Genomic DNA, 13,983 nt, shown 5'->3' on the forward strand with positions numbered 1-13,983 from the left:
AACGGTTTAAAGCCTGTCGTATGAAGTAGATAATACGCGATACGCTTTAAACTTAATCTGGGAGGAGAAAATGGCGGATCAGCAGGAAAAGGATCAAAAGCTGAAGAAGCAACAGCGCTCCAATGCGACGATTGCTTTTGCGTGCCTGTCTTTCTTTGTCTGCATGATCGGTGCAGCCTATGCTTCCGTTCCGCTCTACCGCATTTTCTGTCAGGTGACGGGCTATGGCGGCACGACGCAGCGGGTGGAGCAATATTCGGATACTATCCTCGACAAGACCATCAAGGTGCGTTTCGACGCGAATACGGCCAATGGACTGGCATGGGATTTCAAGCCCGTACAGCGCGAGGTCACGGTTCGCATCGGCGAAACGACGATGATCAAGTATGAAGCGCGTAACCTGTTCGATCAGCCGACCTATGGTCGCGCGAGCTTCAACGTCGCGCCAGGTCGGGCAGGAGCTTACTTCAACAAGGTTGAATGCTTCTGTTTTACAGATACGACCCTGCAGCCGGGCGAAGACATGGAAATGCCGGTGGTGTTCTTTGTTGATCCGGAGATCGTCAACGATCCCGATCTGAAGGACGTCAAGACGATCACACTGTCCTATACATTCTTTCCGATTGAAAAGCCGAAGCCGGTCGCAAATGTCAAGGCCGAGACGCCAACCAACGGAAGCTGATGCCTAGCGCATGTCTCCCAAAAGTGGGAACCGGTTTCAGGAGACATGCGTAAAAACAAAAGATCGAGCATTTCCAGCAAAAGTGCGGAGCGGTTTTGCGTAGGATAATGCGCATAAAACAAGAAGATTGAGCATTTCCAATGATCCAGGGAATCACGAAATGTTCTAGCGGCGCATAATGCCGCAAAGACAAAACAATGAAGCGGTTTTATTCTGACAAGAAATACCGCTTGTTACAGACAGACTTGCTTGGCACCGCGTTAGGGGTTTAAGCAGGAAGGTACGAGAGAGGAGCCCCTAAGGGGATTTACGGGGAGAGACATGGCCGACGTTCATCAGAAAAATCACGACTATCATATTATCGCGCCCAGTCCTTGGCCGTTCCTGAGCTCGGTGGGTGCATTCGTGCTTGCCGTCGGCGGTATTGCCTGGATGCGTTACATCAATGCCGGTGAGCTGCCGTTCTTCGGCCTCAACATTGTGACGCCGTGGATATTCTTCATCGGCCTCGCGATCGTGCTTTACTGCATGTATGGCTGGTGGGCTGATACGATCAAGGAAGGGCATGAGGGCCACCATACCCGCGTCGTGTCGCTGCATCTGCGCTACGGCATGATCATGTTCATCGCCTCGGAAGTTATGTTCTTCGTGGCGTGGTTCTGGGCGTTCTTCGATGCAAGCCTCTTCCCGAATGAAGTGCATCAGGTAGCGCGCGCCACGTTCACAGGTGGCGTCTGGCCTCCGAAGGGCATCGAGGTTCTCGATCCGCTGCACCTGCCGCTCTACAACACCGTAATCCTGCTTCTGTCGGGCACGACGCTGACCTGGGCGCACCACGCGCTGCTGCACAATGACCGCAAGGGCATGATCACCGGTCTCGCAATCACCGTGGCGCTGGGTGTTCTGTTCTCCTTTGTGCAGGCATACGAATACATCCACGCACCGTTTGCGTTCAAGGATTCGATCTACGGCGCGACCTTCTTCATGGCGACCGGTTTCCATGGTTTCCACGTTATCGTCGGCACGATCTTCCTTCTGGTCTGCCTCTTCCGCGCAATCGGCGGTGACTTCACGCCAAAGCAGCATTTCGGTTTCGAAGCCGCTGCCTGGTATTGGCACTTCGTTGACGTGGTCTGGCTGTTCCTTTTCTTCGCCATCTATGTATGGGGTGGATGGGGCGCACCGATGCACGCCGGCTGATCATTAGCGGGTAAAAATTCCGAGGCGGCCCTGGCAACATGGCCGCCTTTTGTTTGTGAAAAGATATTGAGAAGGGAAGCGTAATGCCGGATCAGAACATTTATCCGCCGGTCGATCCCATAAAGAGTGGCATTGCCGGACACTGCCCGCGTTGCGGCGAGGGGAAGCTGTTCGACGGCTTCCTGAAAGTCGCTCCACGCTGCTCGGCTTGCGGACTGGATTACGCGTTTGCTGATTCCGGCGATGGTCCGGCGGCGTTTGTCATTTTGATTATCGGCTTCATCGTCGTTGGTCTAGCGCTCTGGATGGAAGTGAATGTGGGGCCGCCGCTCTGGGTACATTTCATTCTCTGGGTGCCGCTCGCCATTATCCTCAGCCTCGTCGCCATGCGATGGGCCAAAGGCATCCTTATCAATATGCAATATCGCAACAAGGCAGCGCCGGGGCGGATAGACAGCCGACAGGATGACAGTAAATGACGACAGCACAGCAGTCGCATCGCTTTCCGTGGGGTGTGGTGATCGCATCCGCCATAGCGCTCGTCATTTTGCTGGCGCTTGGCACCTGGCAGGTGGAGCGTCTGCAATGGAAGGAAGCGCTGATCGCATCGACCGAACAGCGCGTTCATGAAGCGCCTTTGCCGCTTTCCGAAATGGAAAAAATCTACAAGCAGGAGGGATCGGTCGAATATCGCCCGGTGACGGTCTCGGGCACTTTCATGCATCAGGGAGAGCGGCATTTTCTGGCCACCTATGAAGGAGCCGCCGGATATAATGTCTATACGCCATTGATGCTTGAAGATGGGCGTTTCGTGCTGGTTAATCGCGGCTTCGTTCCCTACGAAAAAAAAGATCCTTCAACACGTGTTGAAGGACAGGTCGATGGCCTGGTGAGTGTGACCGGTCTGGCACGCGACCCCTTGCCGGCAAAGCCCGGGTTTTTCCTTCCAGACAACGATATCGCCAAGAATATTTTCTATTGGAAAGACTGGACGGCGATGGCCGAAAGCGCCGATCTGCCAAATCTGGATGAGGTCGTGCCGTTCTTCGTCGATGCAGATAACAAACCCAATCCAGGTGGTCTGCCTATCGGTGGCGTGACGATTATCGATTTTCCCAACAACCATTTGCAGTATGCAATGACATGGTACGGCCTCGCTCTGGCCCTGATAGGGGTTGTCGGGACGTGGTTGTGGCGCTATCGCTGTCTTAGGAAAAGTGGAGACCGGTTTTCCGTCCGAGACAGCGAGAATAAAAACGAAGAGGGGTGAGGGGTTGACAACGGCCTCGTTGCAGCCCAACTCCCAGACGAGTGCATGTTTCCCAAAAGAGCGCACCAGTTTTGGGGACAAAGACATGTGTGAAACAAAAACTTAAACGCGTTATGCGCTTAAAGTTTCAAGCCACGCCGAACCTTGCGAGCACGCTTCATGACCGATCAGCGACCATCACTGGAAATTCGTCTTTGCGGGCCGCGCGGCTTTTGTGCCGGAGTGGACCGGGCGATCCAGATTGTTGTGCTGGCGCTGAAGAAATATGGCGCGCCGGTTTATGTTCGTCATGAGATCGTGCACAACCGATATGTAGTTGAGGGTCTGCAGTCGCGTGGCGCGATCTTTGTCGAGGAACTGCACGAAATACCTGCGGAGCACCGCGATCAGCCGGTAGTATTCTCCGCCCACGGTGTGCCGAAATCGGTGCCTGCCGATGCGGAAGCCAAGAACCTGTTCTATCTCGATGCAACCTGTCCGCTGGTTTCCAAGGTTCATAAGCAGGCCATGCGTCATCAGCGCCTCGGTCGCCATGTCATTCTGATAGGCCATTCCGGTCATCCGGAAGTGATTGGCACGATGGGGCAATTGCCGGACGGTGCGGTGACATTGATCGAAACGGTTGAGGATGCGCGCAGCTGCCATTTCGATGATGAGAACAATCTCGGCTTCGTGACGCAGACGACGCTTTCGGTGGACGACACAGCAGGCATTATCGAAGAATTACAAGCACGCTTTCCAAACCTTTCCGCGCCTGCTGCGGAATCGATCTGCTATGCCACGACCAACCGGCAGGATGCAGTGCGTTCCGCCGCTCCCGGATGCGATCTTTTTCTGATCGTCGGTGCGCCCAATTCCTCCAACTCCAAGCGACTGGTTGAAGTGGCGGAGAAGGCGGGCGCACGGATGTCGATGCTGGTTCAACGCGCGGCTGATATCGAGTGGGACCGCATCGGTGATATATCGGTTGTGGGGTTATCGGCAGGTGCTTCCGCGCCTGAAATCATCGTCGATGAAATCATCGATGCCTTCAAGGCACGCTTCAACGTGAAGATTGAACTGGCCGAAACTACGGTCGAAACCGAGAATTTCCTTGTGAATCGCGAGATTCGCGATGTGGAACTGACGGTGCAGGATATGGCATTCGTCAACGGGGAACACCGGGTGGTCGGTATTCCGAAATTGATGCCCAAGATCATACAAGGGAAATAAGCGGCATGGCCGTCTATACGGATATCAATGAAATCGAACTTGGCGCTTTCCTGCAGCAGTACGATATCGGCACACTGACATCTTACAAAGGTATCGCGGAGGGAGTGGAGAACTCCAACTATCTTCTGCATACGACTTCTGGTTCGTTTATCCTGACGCTTTACGAAAAGCGCACCAATCGCGAAGATCTGCCGTTCTTTCTCGGCCTGATGCAGCATCTGGCTAGCCGTGGGCTCGAGTGCCCGCAGCCTGTGGTTCGTCGTGATGGCACGACAATTGGCGAGCTTGCCGGACGGCCTGCTGCAATCGTCACTTTCCTTGAAGGCATGTGGATGCGTCGCCCGACGGTGGAGCATTGCGAAGCGGTCGGCGAAGGGCTGGCACATATGCATCTGGCAGGCGCCGATTTTTCGTTGCGCCGTCGTAATGGCCTGACGCTTGCCGACTGGCGCCCGTTGTGGAACCTGTCGCGTGGGCGCGCGGATACGGTGGAACCGGGCCTCGTCCGCGAGGCGGAAGCTGATCTTGCTTTTCTGGAAAAGAACTGGCCTGCCGACCTGCCGCAGGGCGTGATCCATGCTGATCTTTTTCCGGATAATGTCTTCTTCCTTGGTGACAGGCTTTCGGGCTTCATCGATTTCTATTTCGCTTGCACGGACACTCTGGCCTACGACGTTGCCGTCTGCCTGAACGCATGGTGCTTTGAGAAAGACTTCTCCTACAATCGCACCAAAGGTGCAGCACTGCTGCGCGGCTATACTTCGGTTCGTCCGCTTTCCGCGGCGGAAGCCGATGCACTGCCGGTTCTGGCGCGTGGGGCCGCCATCCGCTTCATGCTCACCCGGCTTTATGACTGGCTGAATGTTCCCGAAGGCAGTTTCGTGGTCAAGAAAGACCCGATGGAGTATGTGCGCAAGATCCGCTTCCATCGCCAGATCGAAACTGCTGCCGAATATGGTCTTGAGCAGCAGGGAGCAGCTGCGTGAAGCGGATTGAGGCTTATACGGACGGTGCCTGCTCGGGCAATCCCGGCCCCGGCGGCTGGGGCGCAATCCTGCGCTGGAATGATAATGTCAAGGAACTGAAGGGCGGCGAAGCCGACACGACCAACAACCGCATGGAGTTGATGGCGGCTATTTCGGCGCTTTCGGCACTCAAAGAACCGTGCGAAGTCGATCTTTATACGGATTCGGTCTATGTGCGTGACGGCATTTCCGGCTGGATCGAAGGCTGGAAACGCAATGGCTGGAAGACTGCAGCCAAAAAGCCGGTCAAGAATGCTGAGCTTTGGCAGGCGCTTGATGAAGCGCGCAAGCCGCACAAGGTCAACTGGCATTGGGTCAAGGGCCATGCCGGACATCCGGAAAATGAACGCGCCGACGAACTTGCCCGGGAGGGCATGGAGCCATTCAAGTATGGTGGGCGTAAGTCACTGAAAGTGCAATAAACTTGCATGAAAAAGGGCGGCATTGCCGCCCTTTTTTGTTAGAGCGCCGATCTGATCCAGTCAGATCGAAACGCGCGCTAATGAAATCGTTGGAAATGCTCTAGATCAAAGCTGTTCGAGAATGCCCGACGCAGCCGATGTAACCGCTTGTCCGGCCTGCTCTTCGATGTTGAGCGTCGTGACCACACCGTCTTCCACGATTGCCGAATAACGCTTGGAACGAATGCCAAGGCCGCCAGCCGTTGCGTCGAGCTCAAGGCCTGCCGCTTTTGTGAACACTGCCGAACCATCGGCCAGATAGAGGATCTTGCCTTCGCCGCCCGTGCTCTGTGCCCAAGCGCCCATGACAAAAGCATCATTCACCGCAACAACCGCGATCTGGTCGACACCCTTGGCAAGGATCGCATCGCGATTATCGAGATAGCCCGGCAGGTGATTGAGGCTGCAGGTCGGCGTAAAGGCGCCTGGAACGGCAAAGAGAACGACTTTCTTGCCCTTGAAGACTTCGTCGGTCGTCATTTCCTTGACGCCGTCTGCGGTCTTCACCTTGAAAGTCGCTGCAGGCAACTTGTCGCCAACTTTGATCGTCATCTAATTTCTCCTCGGGGCAGGGGGCCGTCTGCTCCGCTGCCTACTGTCAAACTCTAATCGCACCGCGAAGCGCGGGCGGCACAGTTAAACCGATAACAGGTCGCTGGACAATTTTAAAACAAGGATAGAAGCAGGAAAAACTAATCCAGCGTCACTTGACCGGAAACGGCTTTCCCGCCCTGCACGATGGTATAGTCAACGACGGCATTATCTGCCTCCCCGTGCACCTTTGCAGTGAAACGGTGGCCGGGCTGACTACTTTCAATTGCGACGGCATCGGAAATCCTGATCTTGTCGCTGGCGACAAACAACTCCACAGGGGCGGCGGGGTCGGGAACAGCAAGGTCGAAGACGGCTTGGTCTCCATCCCGCTTCACATCGCTTATGCCGAACGTTGAGGTTGCCGCCGTCGGTAGCCGGTCGAACGCAGTCTCAATGATCGTGCGGGCCGCTATCGCTTGTGGCGAATCCTGTTGTCCGTCTCCATTGAGTGGGAAATCGAACGTAGCCTGCACCGGAATGCATATTTTTTCACAGACACCAAGGAAAACATGGCCTTTCAGCCGCGTGTCGGCGGCTGTGAGGTGAAAGACTATCGGCAGTGAAACGGGCTGTTTATATCCAATCCCGCCTTCATCTTCTCCGCCAAACCGGACGGGTGCAGGAAAATCGATCTGTGCTTTCGCCTCACCTTCGATGTTGATCTGCGGCGGAACTCCCGCATCGCCGGGATTACGCCAATAGGTTTTCCAGCCTGGCTGCAACTCAACTTGCAAGGCACCGCGCCGTTCGTTGCTGGTCGCGTTGTTCGGGCTGTTGTCTTCAATGATGACGCGAACACGCCCGCCGGGCGTCTCGGTCCAGTCAGAGGTCGAGGCCAATGCCGGAAGTACCAGCGAGGCCAACAGAAACGGTGCTAGTGCAAGAGTTCGGATGTTCATGGGCAAAAGATGGAATGAAAAGATGGTCGCTTCAAGTCCAATATTGTCGAGCTGCGACGTCCATCGGTTGCTTGTGCGGAGGAAGCCTAGGCGGCGTGGACGAATTTGAGCCAGTATCTTGCGGTAGCAATATGAACCATGCTGATGAAGCTCTCGGCGAGTTGGTCGTATCGAGTAGCAATGGCGCGGTTGATTTTCAGTCTGCCAAACATCCGTTCGATTAGGTTGCGCTGTTTATACAGCGTGCGATCATATTCAATCTTCACGCGGCGGTTTGCTCTGCCAGGAATGACGGGCTTGATATTGCGGCTGGCAAGATCATCACGAATGGCATCCGCATCATATCCCTTGTCAGCAAGAAGCGCCTGTGGCGCTTGCTCGGGTAAGCTGATCAGAGTGTCGTAAGCCTTGCAATCTGCGGCTTCGCCAACCGTCAGATGGAAGGCAAGCGGTCTTCCTCTGGCATCAGCCAGACAGTGAAGTTTACTGGTGAACCCGCCCCGCGAGCGGCCAAGAGCGCGTCGATGAATCCCCCCTTTCCGCCCGCTGCCGAAATATGGGCCCGAACTGTGGTGCTATCGATGCTGTAGTGGCCGCTGTCAGCCATGATCTCAGCGAGCGTGATCGAAACAGCCTCCCAGACCCCGGCTTCGCTCCAACGCCGAAACCGCCGATAGATCGTATTCCAATTGCCGTATTTGGGTGGGACATCCCGCCAAGGCGTCCCGCAGCGAAGTCTCCAAAGTATGCCGTTGATGATCGCACGATTTTGCTCCGGACGACGACCGCGTCCCCGATTGACTGCTTCAATCGGCAATAAATCCTTCAGAACACGCCATTCGGATTCGCTCAGATCGCCTCGGCTCATGACTGCCTCCAAAAAGCAGTCTTGAATCAAGCTGCGATCAATTCGTCAACCAATTCGTCCACGCCGCCTAGTTGGTTATCCGAACGAGTTTTCACGTCGAATCCGAGGCGGGAAATAAATGACCATTGTTATTTTGCGTAGTCTTGCTACCTTCATATTCATGACCATTCTCAAGGCGCCAAACAAGGAGCAGGGTTTTCTGAACGGGCAGTTCCTGCTTGCCATGCCCGGAATGAGCGACGAGCGTTTTGCCCGGTCGGTGGTCTATATTTGTGCGCATTCCGATGAAGGCGCGATGGGCTTCATCATCAATCAGCTTCAGCCGGTCGAATTTCCAGACCTCCTGCGTCAGATCGGGGTCATCGATGAGGATGAACTGATTATTCTGCCGGATCGCGCGCAGCATATGATGGTACGCAATGGCGGGCCTGTGGACCGTACGCGTGGCTTCGTGTTGCATTCCGATGATTACATGGTTGATTCCACAATGCCGGTTTCGGAGGAAGTCTGCCTCACAGCAACGGTCGATATTCTGCGCGCCATTTACGGGGGCAGGGGGCCGTCACGCGCGCTGATGGCGCTAGGCTATTCCGGCTGGGCGCCGGGCCAGATCGAGGTGGAACTTGCCGAGAATGGCTGGCTAACCTGCGACGCGCCGCTCGACATGCTGTTCGACAGCGATATAGAGGGCAAATATTCGCGCCTGATGCTCCATATGGGCATCGATATGTCCCGGCTTGTTTCCGATGCAGGGCATGCTTGAGAGCAGGATTAAGGCAATAGGGCAGTAAGGCAATATGTTTAAATTGCGTACGGCCGAAACGGCCATATTTTCCTACTGCCCTAATCAGGCCGCTGCAGCGTTGAGCTGTTCACGGATCATGCGGGTTGCTTCGTCGCGGCTCGTCGGCTGGCCGAACATGAAGCTCTGCACATATTCGCAACCCATCTGACGAAGCTGAAGCGCATCGCTTTCGCTCTCCACACCTTCGGTCACGACAGCAAGACCAAGATCATGCGCCATGCTCACAATTGAACGCAGCAGGGTGGCTTTCTGCGGCTGGTCGCCCTTCACGAACGACCGGTCGATCTTGATGATGTCGAACGGGAAGCGCGTGAGATATGCCAGTGAGGAATAGCCGGTTCCGAAATCGTCAAGCGACAAGCCGATGCCCATCGCTTTAAGGCGGGCCAGAACGTGCGTGGACTGTTCCGGATTTTCCATGAGGACGGATTCAGTCAGTTCAAGCTTGAGGCTGCCCGGATTGAGATGAATGCGCGAAAGCACCGAGCGGACATCGTTGATGAGGTCCTGACGGATGAGCTGTGTAGATGACAGATTGACCGAAACGAAAAGGTCGAGCTTCGGGAATTGTTCCTGCCATGCGAACAGATCTTCTGCAGCCCGTTGCATCGCAAACAGGCCAAGCTGGATGATAAGGCCGGAATTCTCGGCAATCGGAATGAATTCCGAGGGCGAAATGGCGCCGCGCCGTGGGTGTTCCCAGCGCATGAGCGCTTCGAAACCGGCAATCGTGCCCTCGTCGAGCTTGACGATGGGCTGATAGACAAGGCTGATCTCGTCACGTTCCAGCGCGCGTCGCAGATCGGATTCAAGCTGGAGCTTGTCGCTGCCGATAGCCCTGAAGGCAGGACGGAATGGCTCGATGCGGTCACCGCCGAAGCGCTTTGCCTGATACATGGCAAGTTCGGCGTCTTTCACGAAGTCTTCGGCGGTTGTTGCTGTCTTCGTCCAGGTAATCAGGCCGACGGACGCTGTCAGAACAATTTCGCGCTTTGCATAGGCAATTGGTGCACGGACGGCCTGACGCAGAGCCTCGGCAAAGGAGGCGATGCGTCCCGGATCGCTTTCAGAGGCGAGCAGCAGCCCGAACTGGTCGGAAGACAGGCGCGAGAGTGTATCCTGCGGCTTCATGAGGCGCGCCAGACGGCGCGAAATCGTCAGGAGGATCGTATCGCCCGCTGACATACCAAGGCTGTCGTTGACCTGTTTGAAGCGGTCTATGTCGATGATGAATACCGTCGGATGCAGATTGCTTTCACCACGCGCCATGTTCATGACATTGCTGAGACGGTCGAGGAACAGTTCGCGGTTTGGAAGGCCGGTCAGATTGTCGTGCACCGCATCGTGCAACAGGCGTTCTTCGGCCTTTTTCTGTTCCGTTACATTGACCAGCGTGCCGACACAACGCACCACTTCGCCATCTGAACCAATGACGGGGCGTGCACGAAGCGCATACCAGTGATAGTGGCCATCATTGGCACGGAGCCGGAAAATCTGACCGATACGTCCACGCCGGTTTTCCAAAATGGCATCAAGCGTCGAGCGGAAGCGGTCGCGGTCATCGGCGTGCATGGCGGGAAGCCAGTTGCGCACCGGGCCTTGCAGGCTGTTGGCCGTATTGCCAAGATAATTGGCGATGTCGGGCGTCGTCACCACGCGGTCGCGCGGTACGTCCCAATCCCATACGATATCCCCCGCACCGATGACGGCGAGAGCCTGTCGCTCCATGTCGGACAGAAGGCCCTGTTGCAGCGCTCCGCCAGCGAAGGCATGCTGCATGACTGTAAAGCCGATCAGAAGAACGATCAGGACAAGACCACCACCAAGGGCAGGTTGCACGATATCATTATCGAGCCTGCCGGAAACCGTCATCCAGGCACCTAGAAGCCATATGAGGGTAAGAAGCCAGGCTGGTATCAGCATGACGGCGCGATCATACCCTTTGACCGCCAGATAGCCGATAATAGCGACACCGGACACAACGGTAAGTGCCAGCGAAATACGCGCAATACCGGAAGCCACGGGCGGATCGAAGACGGCAACCCCTGCAAGTGCCAGCAGACCCAGAACCCATGTTACCGCGCCGTAGCTGAAATGATCGTGCCAGCGGTTGAGATTGAGATAGGTGAACAGGAAAATCACAAGCGAGGCGGCAAGTGCCACCTCGGTGCCCGCGCGCCAGATTTGCTCATTGCCCGGCGTTATCTCCATCAGCTTGTTCCAGAAGCCGAAATCGACGCAGATATAGGCCAGAACCGCCCATGCAAGCGCGGCGGTTGCAGGGAACAGCGAAGTGCCCTTGACGACGAAAAGGATGGTCAGAAACAGCGCCAGCAGGCCGGAAATGCCAAGCAGAATACCGCGATAAAGCGTGTAGGAATTGACCGCATCCTTGTAGGCTTCCGGCTCCCAGAGATAGAGCTGGGGCAGGTTGTGCGAAGACAGTTCGGCCACGAAGGTGACAACGCTGCCCGGATTGAGCGTAATGCGGAAAACGTCTGCATCGGCGCTTGGCTGGCGGTCGAGGGCAAAGCCCTCGCTTGGTGTGATCGATGCAATACGCGGGGAGCCAAGATCGGGCCAAATGACGCCGGAGCCGACAAGACGGAAATGCGGAGCCACAATCAGGCGGTCAATCTGCTCGTCGGTGGGGTTTGCAATCGAGAAAGCGGCCCAGTCGCCGGATGCCTTGCTGTTCTGATCGGCCTGCACTTCGATACGGCGCACAATGCCGTCAGGACCCGGTGCAGTCGATACCTGCACGCTCTCGCCCTTGTTGCGCAGAAGTTCGACAGCGCGAGACAGGTCGAGGGCAGTATCTTCCTTGGAAATCTTGATCGGTTCAATGGCCGATGCCTGGACGACCGAAACGGTCAGAAAAACCATGAGCGCGAGAAATCGCGCACCAGCAACAAACCACTTATCCGCAAAACCCGTCACGAGCGTCCAACCTTGCCATTGATCATGCGGCTATCCGTCATACGTTTGTCGCTTTCTATAAGGGCAAAAAGCAGGTGATCCTGCCAGAAGCCGTTTATCTTGAGATAGGAACGCAGCAGTCCTTCTCTCTCAAATCCGGCTTTTTCGAGAAGCCGTATCGAACGCTCGTTATGAGGGATACAGGCTGCTTCAATCCGGTGCAACCGGAGTTGGTCGAATGCGAAGGGGATAACCAGCGATAGGGCCTCGGTCATATAACCCTTGCCGGCGTAAGGTTCGCCGCTCCAGTAGCCGATCATGCCGTTCTGGCCGACGCCACGCCGGATATTGCCGAGCGTAATGCCGCCGACGAGCTTGTTGTCGCTATTGCGGAACACGAAAAATGGATAGCCGGTTCCAGCCGATATTTCGTCCTGAAAACGGCGCATCCGATGGCGGAAGGCGCTCTTGGTGAGGTCGTCGTCGGGCCATGTTGGCTCCCACGGGGCAAGAAAGGCGCGGCTCTGTTCCCGCAGACTGGCCCAACTCGCAAAATCGCTCATCATCGGCTCACGCAGATAAATGCGCTGGCCACGCAAGACGGTCGGATTGCTTCTACGGAAGGGCAGGCCGATCATGACGGGATAAGGCAATATGGCAGTAAGTCAGTAAGGCAATAGGGAAGGGTGGACGTATTCGCCGAGCTAAACATACTGACCTACTCCCCTACTCCCCTAATGCCCTATTGCCTCAATTATACAGCGATCTTCCTCGCATGCGCGCTGGTCGAAAGTGCATCCGATAGCCCGTCGAAGCTCATCAGTCGCCCAACCGGGCCGACACCGGCGATGGTGGGCTTGCTGTCGAGGAACAGGCGTCCTGCCAGATCGGTCAACCGTTCTGGCGTAATCAGCGAAAGACGATCCATCAGCTCGCTGTTCTCGACAGGGCGACCATAGAGCAGGAACTGGCGCGCGACCTGTCCTGCACGGCTTGCAGCGCTCTCCTGTGACATGAGAAGGCTTGCACGATACTGTGCGCGGGCGCGGTCCACTTCTTCGAGGCTGATGGAGTCAGCTGCCTTATGCAGTTCATCGATGAGGACGGGAACCAGTTCGACCAGCTCATCGCGACCCGTTGCAGCGTGGATGCCGAACAAACCGGTATCCGAGAAGCCCCAATGGAAGGCATAGACCGAATAGCAGAGGCCGCGTTTCTCGCGCACTTCCTGGAAGAGGCGTGAGGACATGCCGCCGCCGAGGACCATGGAGAGAAGCTGCGAGGCATAGAAATCGCGCACATGGTAGGCACGGCCTTCGAAGCCGATCAGAACCTGTGCATCCATGAGTTCGCGATTTTCACGGAAATCACCGCCAACATAGTGAGCAAGGTCAAGGGTCGGCGCTGTATTGTGGGCGCGGAAACCGCCGAGGCGTTTTTCGACTTCCTTCACGAATGCATCGTGATCGACACCGCCCGCAGCCGTCACGACCATGCGGTCGGCGCTATACTGCTCGTCCATATACTGGCGCAGATCGGCGGAGGTAAAAGACATCACTGTCTCAGGTTCGCCGAGAATGGCGCGTCCGATCGGTTGATGGCGGTAGGCTGTTTCCGTGAAACGGTCGAAAACAATATCGTCGGGCGTGTCGTGTGCCGCGCCGATCTCCTGCATGATGACCTGTTTCTCGCGTTCCAGCTCAGCTTCGTCGAACTTGGACGCGGTCAGGATATCGGAGAGAATGTCGATAGCCAGCGGCACGTCATTGCGCAGAACACGCGCATAATAGGATGTGGTTTCGACGCTGGTGGCGGCATTGATCTCGCCGCCGACATTTTCAATATCCGATGCTATTTGCCAGGCAGTGCGGTTTTCGGTTCCCTTGAATGCCATATGCTCAAGAAGATGAGCAATGCCATGCCTGTCGGCAGCTTCGTTTCGCGCACCGGCCTTGACCCAGATTCCAAGCGCCACGCTTTCCACGTGGGACATTGTATCGGTGGCTATCGTCAATCCATTGGAAAGACGCGTTACTTCAACACCCATA

At 56.0% G+C, this 13,983-nt stretch carries 13 protein-coding genes and 1 pseudogene; 8 read left to right on the forward strand and 6 right to left on the reverse strand.

Annotated features, from left to right (window positions below; translation table 11 throughout):
* The first annotated feature begins 70 nt into the window (after positions 1-70).
* The 7 genes from OANT_RS03040 (at position 71) to rnhA (ending at position 5,811) form a co-directional block, all read left to right on the forward strand.
* Positions 71-682, forward strand: coding sequence for a cytochrome c oxidase assembly protein (locus tag OANT_RS03040; RefSeq protein WP_012090849.1), 612 nt, complete (start codon positions 71-73; stop codon positions 680-682).
* Between the two features lie 321 nt (positions 683-1,003).
* Positions 1,004-1,882 carry a cytochrome c oxidase subunit 3 gene (locus tag OANT_RS03045; protein ID WP_012090850.1) on the forward strand — a complete coding sequence of 293 codons (879 nt, stop codon included), beginning with the start codon at positions 1,004-1,006 and terminating at the stop codon, positions 1,880-1,882.
* An 83-nt stretch (positions 1,883-1,965) separates the two neighbouring features.
* A complete protein-coding gene (locus OANT_RS03050) occupies positions 1,966-2,361 on the forward strand; it encodes a DUF983 domain-containing protein (protein WP_010658403.1) in 396 nt (131 codons plus the stop codon).
* Complete coding sequence (locus OANT_RS03055) at positions 2,358-3,152, forward strand: SURF1 family protein (protein WP_012090851.1); 795 nt, start codon at positions 2,358-2,360, stop codon at positions 3,150-3,152. The genes OANT_RS03050 and OANT_RS03055 overlap by 4 nt, the downstream gene beginning before the upstream one ends.
* 159 nt (positions 3,153-3,311) lie before the next feature.
* Entirely contained in the window at positions 3,312-4,364 is a 1,053-nt protein-coding gene (ispH, locus tag OANT_RS03060; protein WP_012090852.1) for a 4-hydroxy-3-methylbut-2-enyl diphosphate reductase, read from the forward strand.
* Positions 4,365-4,369: 5 nt separating this feature from the next.
* Positions 4,370-5,350, forward strand: a complete 981-nt coding sequence (locus OANT_RS03065; RefSeq protein WP_012090853.1) for a homoserine kinase — start codon at positions 4,370-4,372, stop codon at positions 5,348-5,350.
* Positions 5,347-5,811, forward strand: a complete 465-nt coding sequence (gene rnhA / locus OANT_RS03070; RefSeq protein ID WP_012090854.1) for a ribonuclease HI — start codon at positions 5,347-5,349, stop codon at positions 5,809-5,811. Before OANT_RS03065 ends, rnhA begins: the two co-directional genes overlap by 4 nt.
* Positions 5,812-5,916: 105 nt before the next feature.
* Here rnhA and OANT_RS03075 read toward each other — a convergent pair whose 3' ends face one another.
* The 3 genes and pseudogenes from OANT_RS03075 to OANT_RS27390 form a co-directional block, all read right to left on the reverse strand.
* Positions 5,917-6,402, reverse strand: coding sequence for a peroxiredoxin (locus tag OANT_RS03075; RefSeq protein ID WP_010658408.1), 486 nt, complete (start codon positions 6,400-6,402; stop codon positions 5,917-5,919).
* A 140-nt stretch (positions 6,403-6,542) separates the two neighbouring features.
* Positions 6,543-7,343: a protein-disulfide reductase DsbD domain-containing protein gene (locus tag OANT_RS03080; RefSeq protein ID WP_012090855.1), complete on the reverse strand. Its 801-nt coding sequence runs from the start codon at positions 7,341-7,343 to the stop codon at positions 6,543-6,545.
* 86 nt (positions 7,344-7,429) lie between these two features.
* Positions 7,430-8,211: pseudogene (locus tag OANT_RS27390) on the reverse strand (IS5 family transposase).
* Positions 8,212-8,371: 160 nt separating this feature from the next.
* Here OANT_RS27390 and OANT_RS03095 point away from each other — a divergent pair.
* Positions 8,372-8,974: a YqgE/AlgH family protein gene (locus tag OANT_RS03095; RefSeq protein ID WP_029925498.1), complete on the forward strand. Its 603-nt coding sequence runs from the start codon at positions 8,372-8,374 to the stop codon at positions 8,972-8,974.
* 84 nt (positions 8,975-9,058) lie between these two features.
* Here the strand turns inward: OANT_RS03095 and pdeA are convergent, their stop codons facing one another.
* The 3 genes from pdeA to OANT_RS03110 form a co-directional block, all read right to left on the reverse strand.
* Complete coding sequence (pdeA, locus tag OANT_RS03100; RefSeq protein ID WP_049768413.1) at positions 9,059-11,902, reverse strand: phosphodiesterase PdeA; 2,844 nt, start codon at positions 11,900-11,902, stop codon at positions 9,059-9,061.
* Positions 11,903-11,952: 50 nt separating this feature from the next.
* The gene (locus OANT_RS03105) at positions 11,953-12,573 is read right to left on the reverse strand and encodes a GNAT family N-acetyltransferase (protein ID WP_012090858.1); all 621 of its coding nucleotides are present in this window, start codon (positions 12,571-12,573) and stop codon (positions 11,953-11,955) included.
* Between the two features lie 116 nt (positions 12,574-12,689).
* Positions 12,690-13,982: a M16 family metallopeptidase gene (locus tag OANT_RS03110; RefSeq protein WP_012090859.1), complete on the reverse strand. Its 1,293-nt coding sequence runs from the start codon at positions 13,980-13,982 to the stop codon at positions 12,690-12,692.
* Position 13,983: the final 1 nt, after the last annotated feature.

The organism is Brucella anthropi ATCC 49188 (assembly GCF_000017405.1).
Lineage (GTDB): Bacteria > Pseudomonadota > Alphaproteobacteria > Rhizobiales > Rhizobiaceae > Brucella > Brucella anthropi.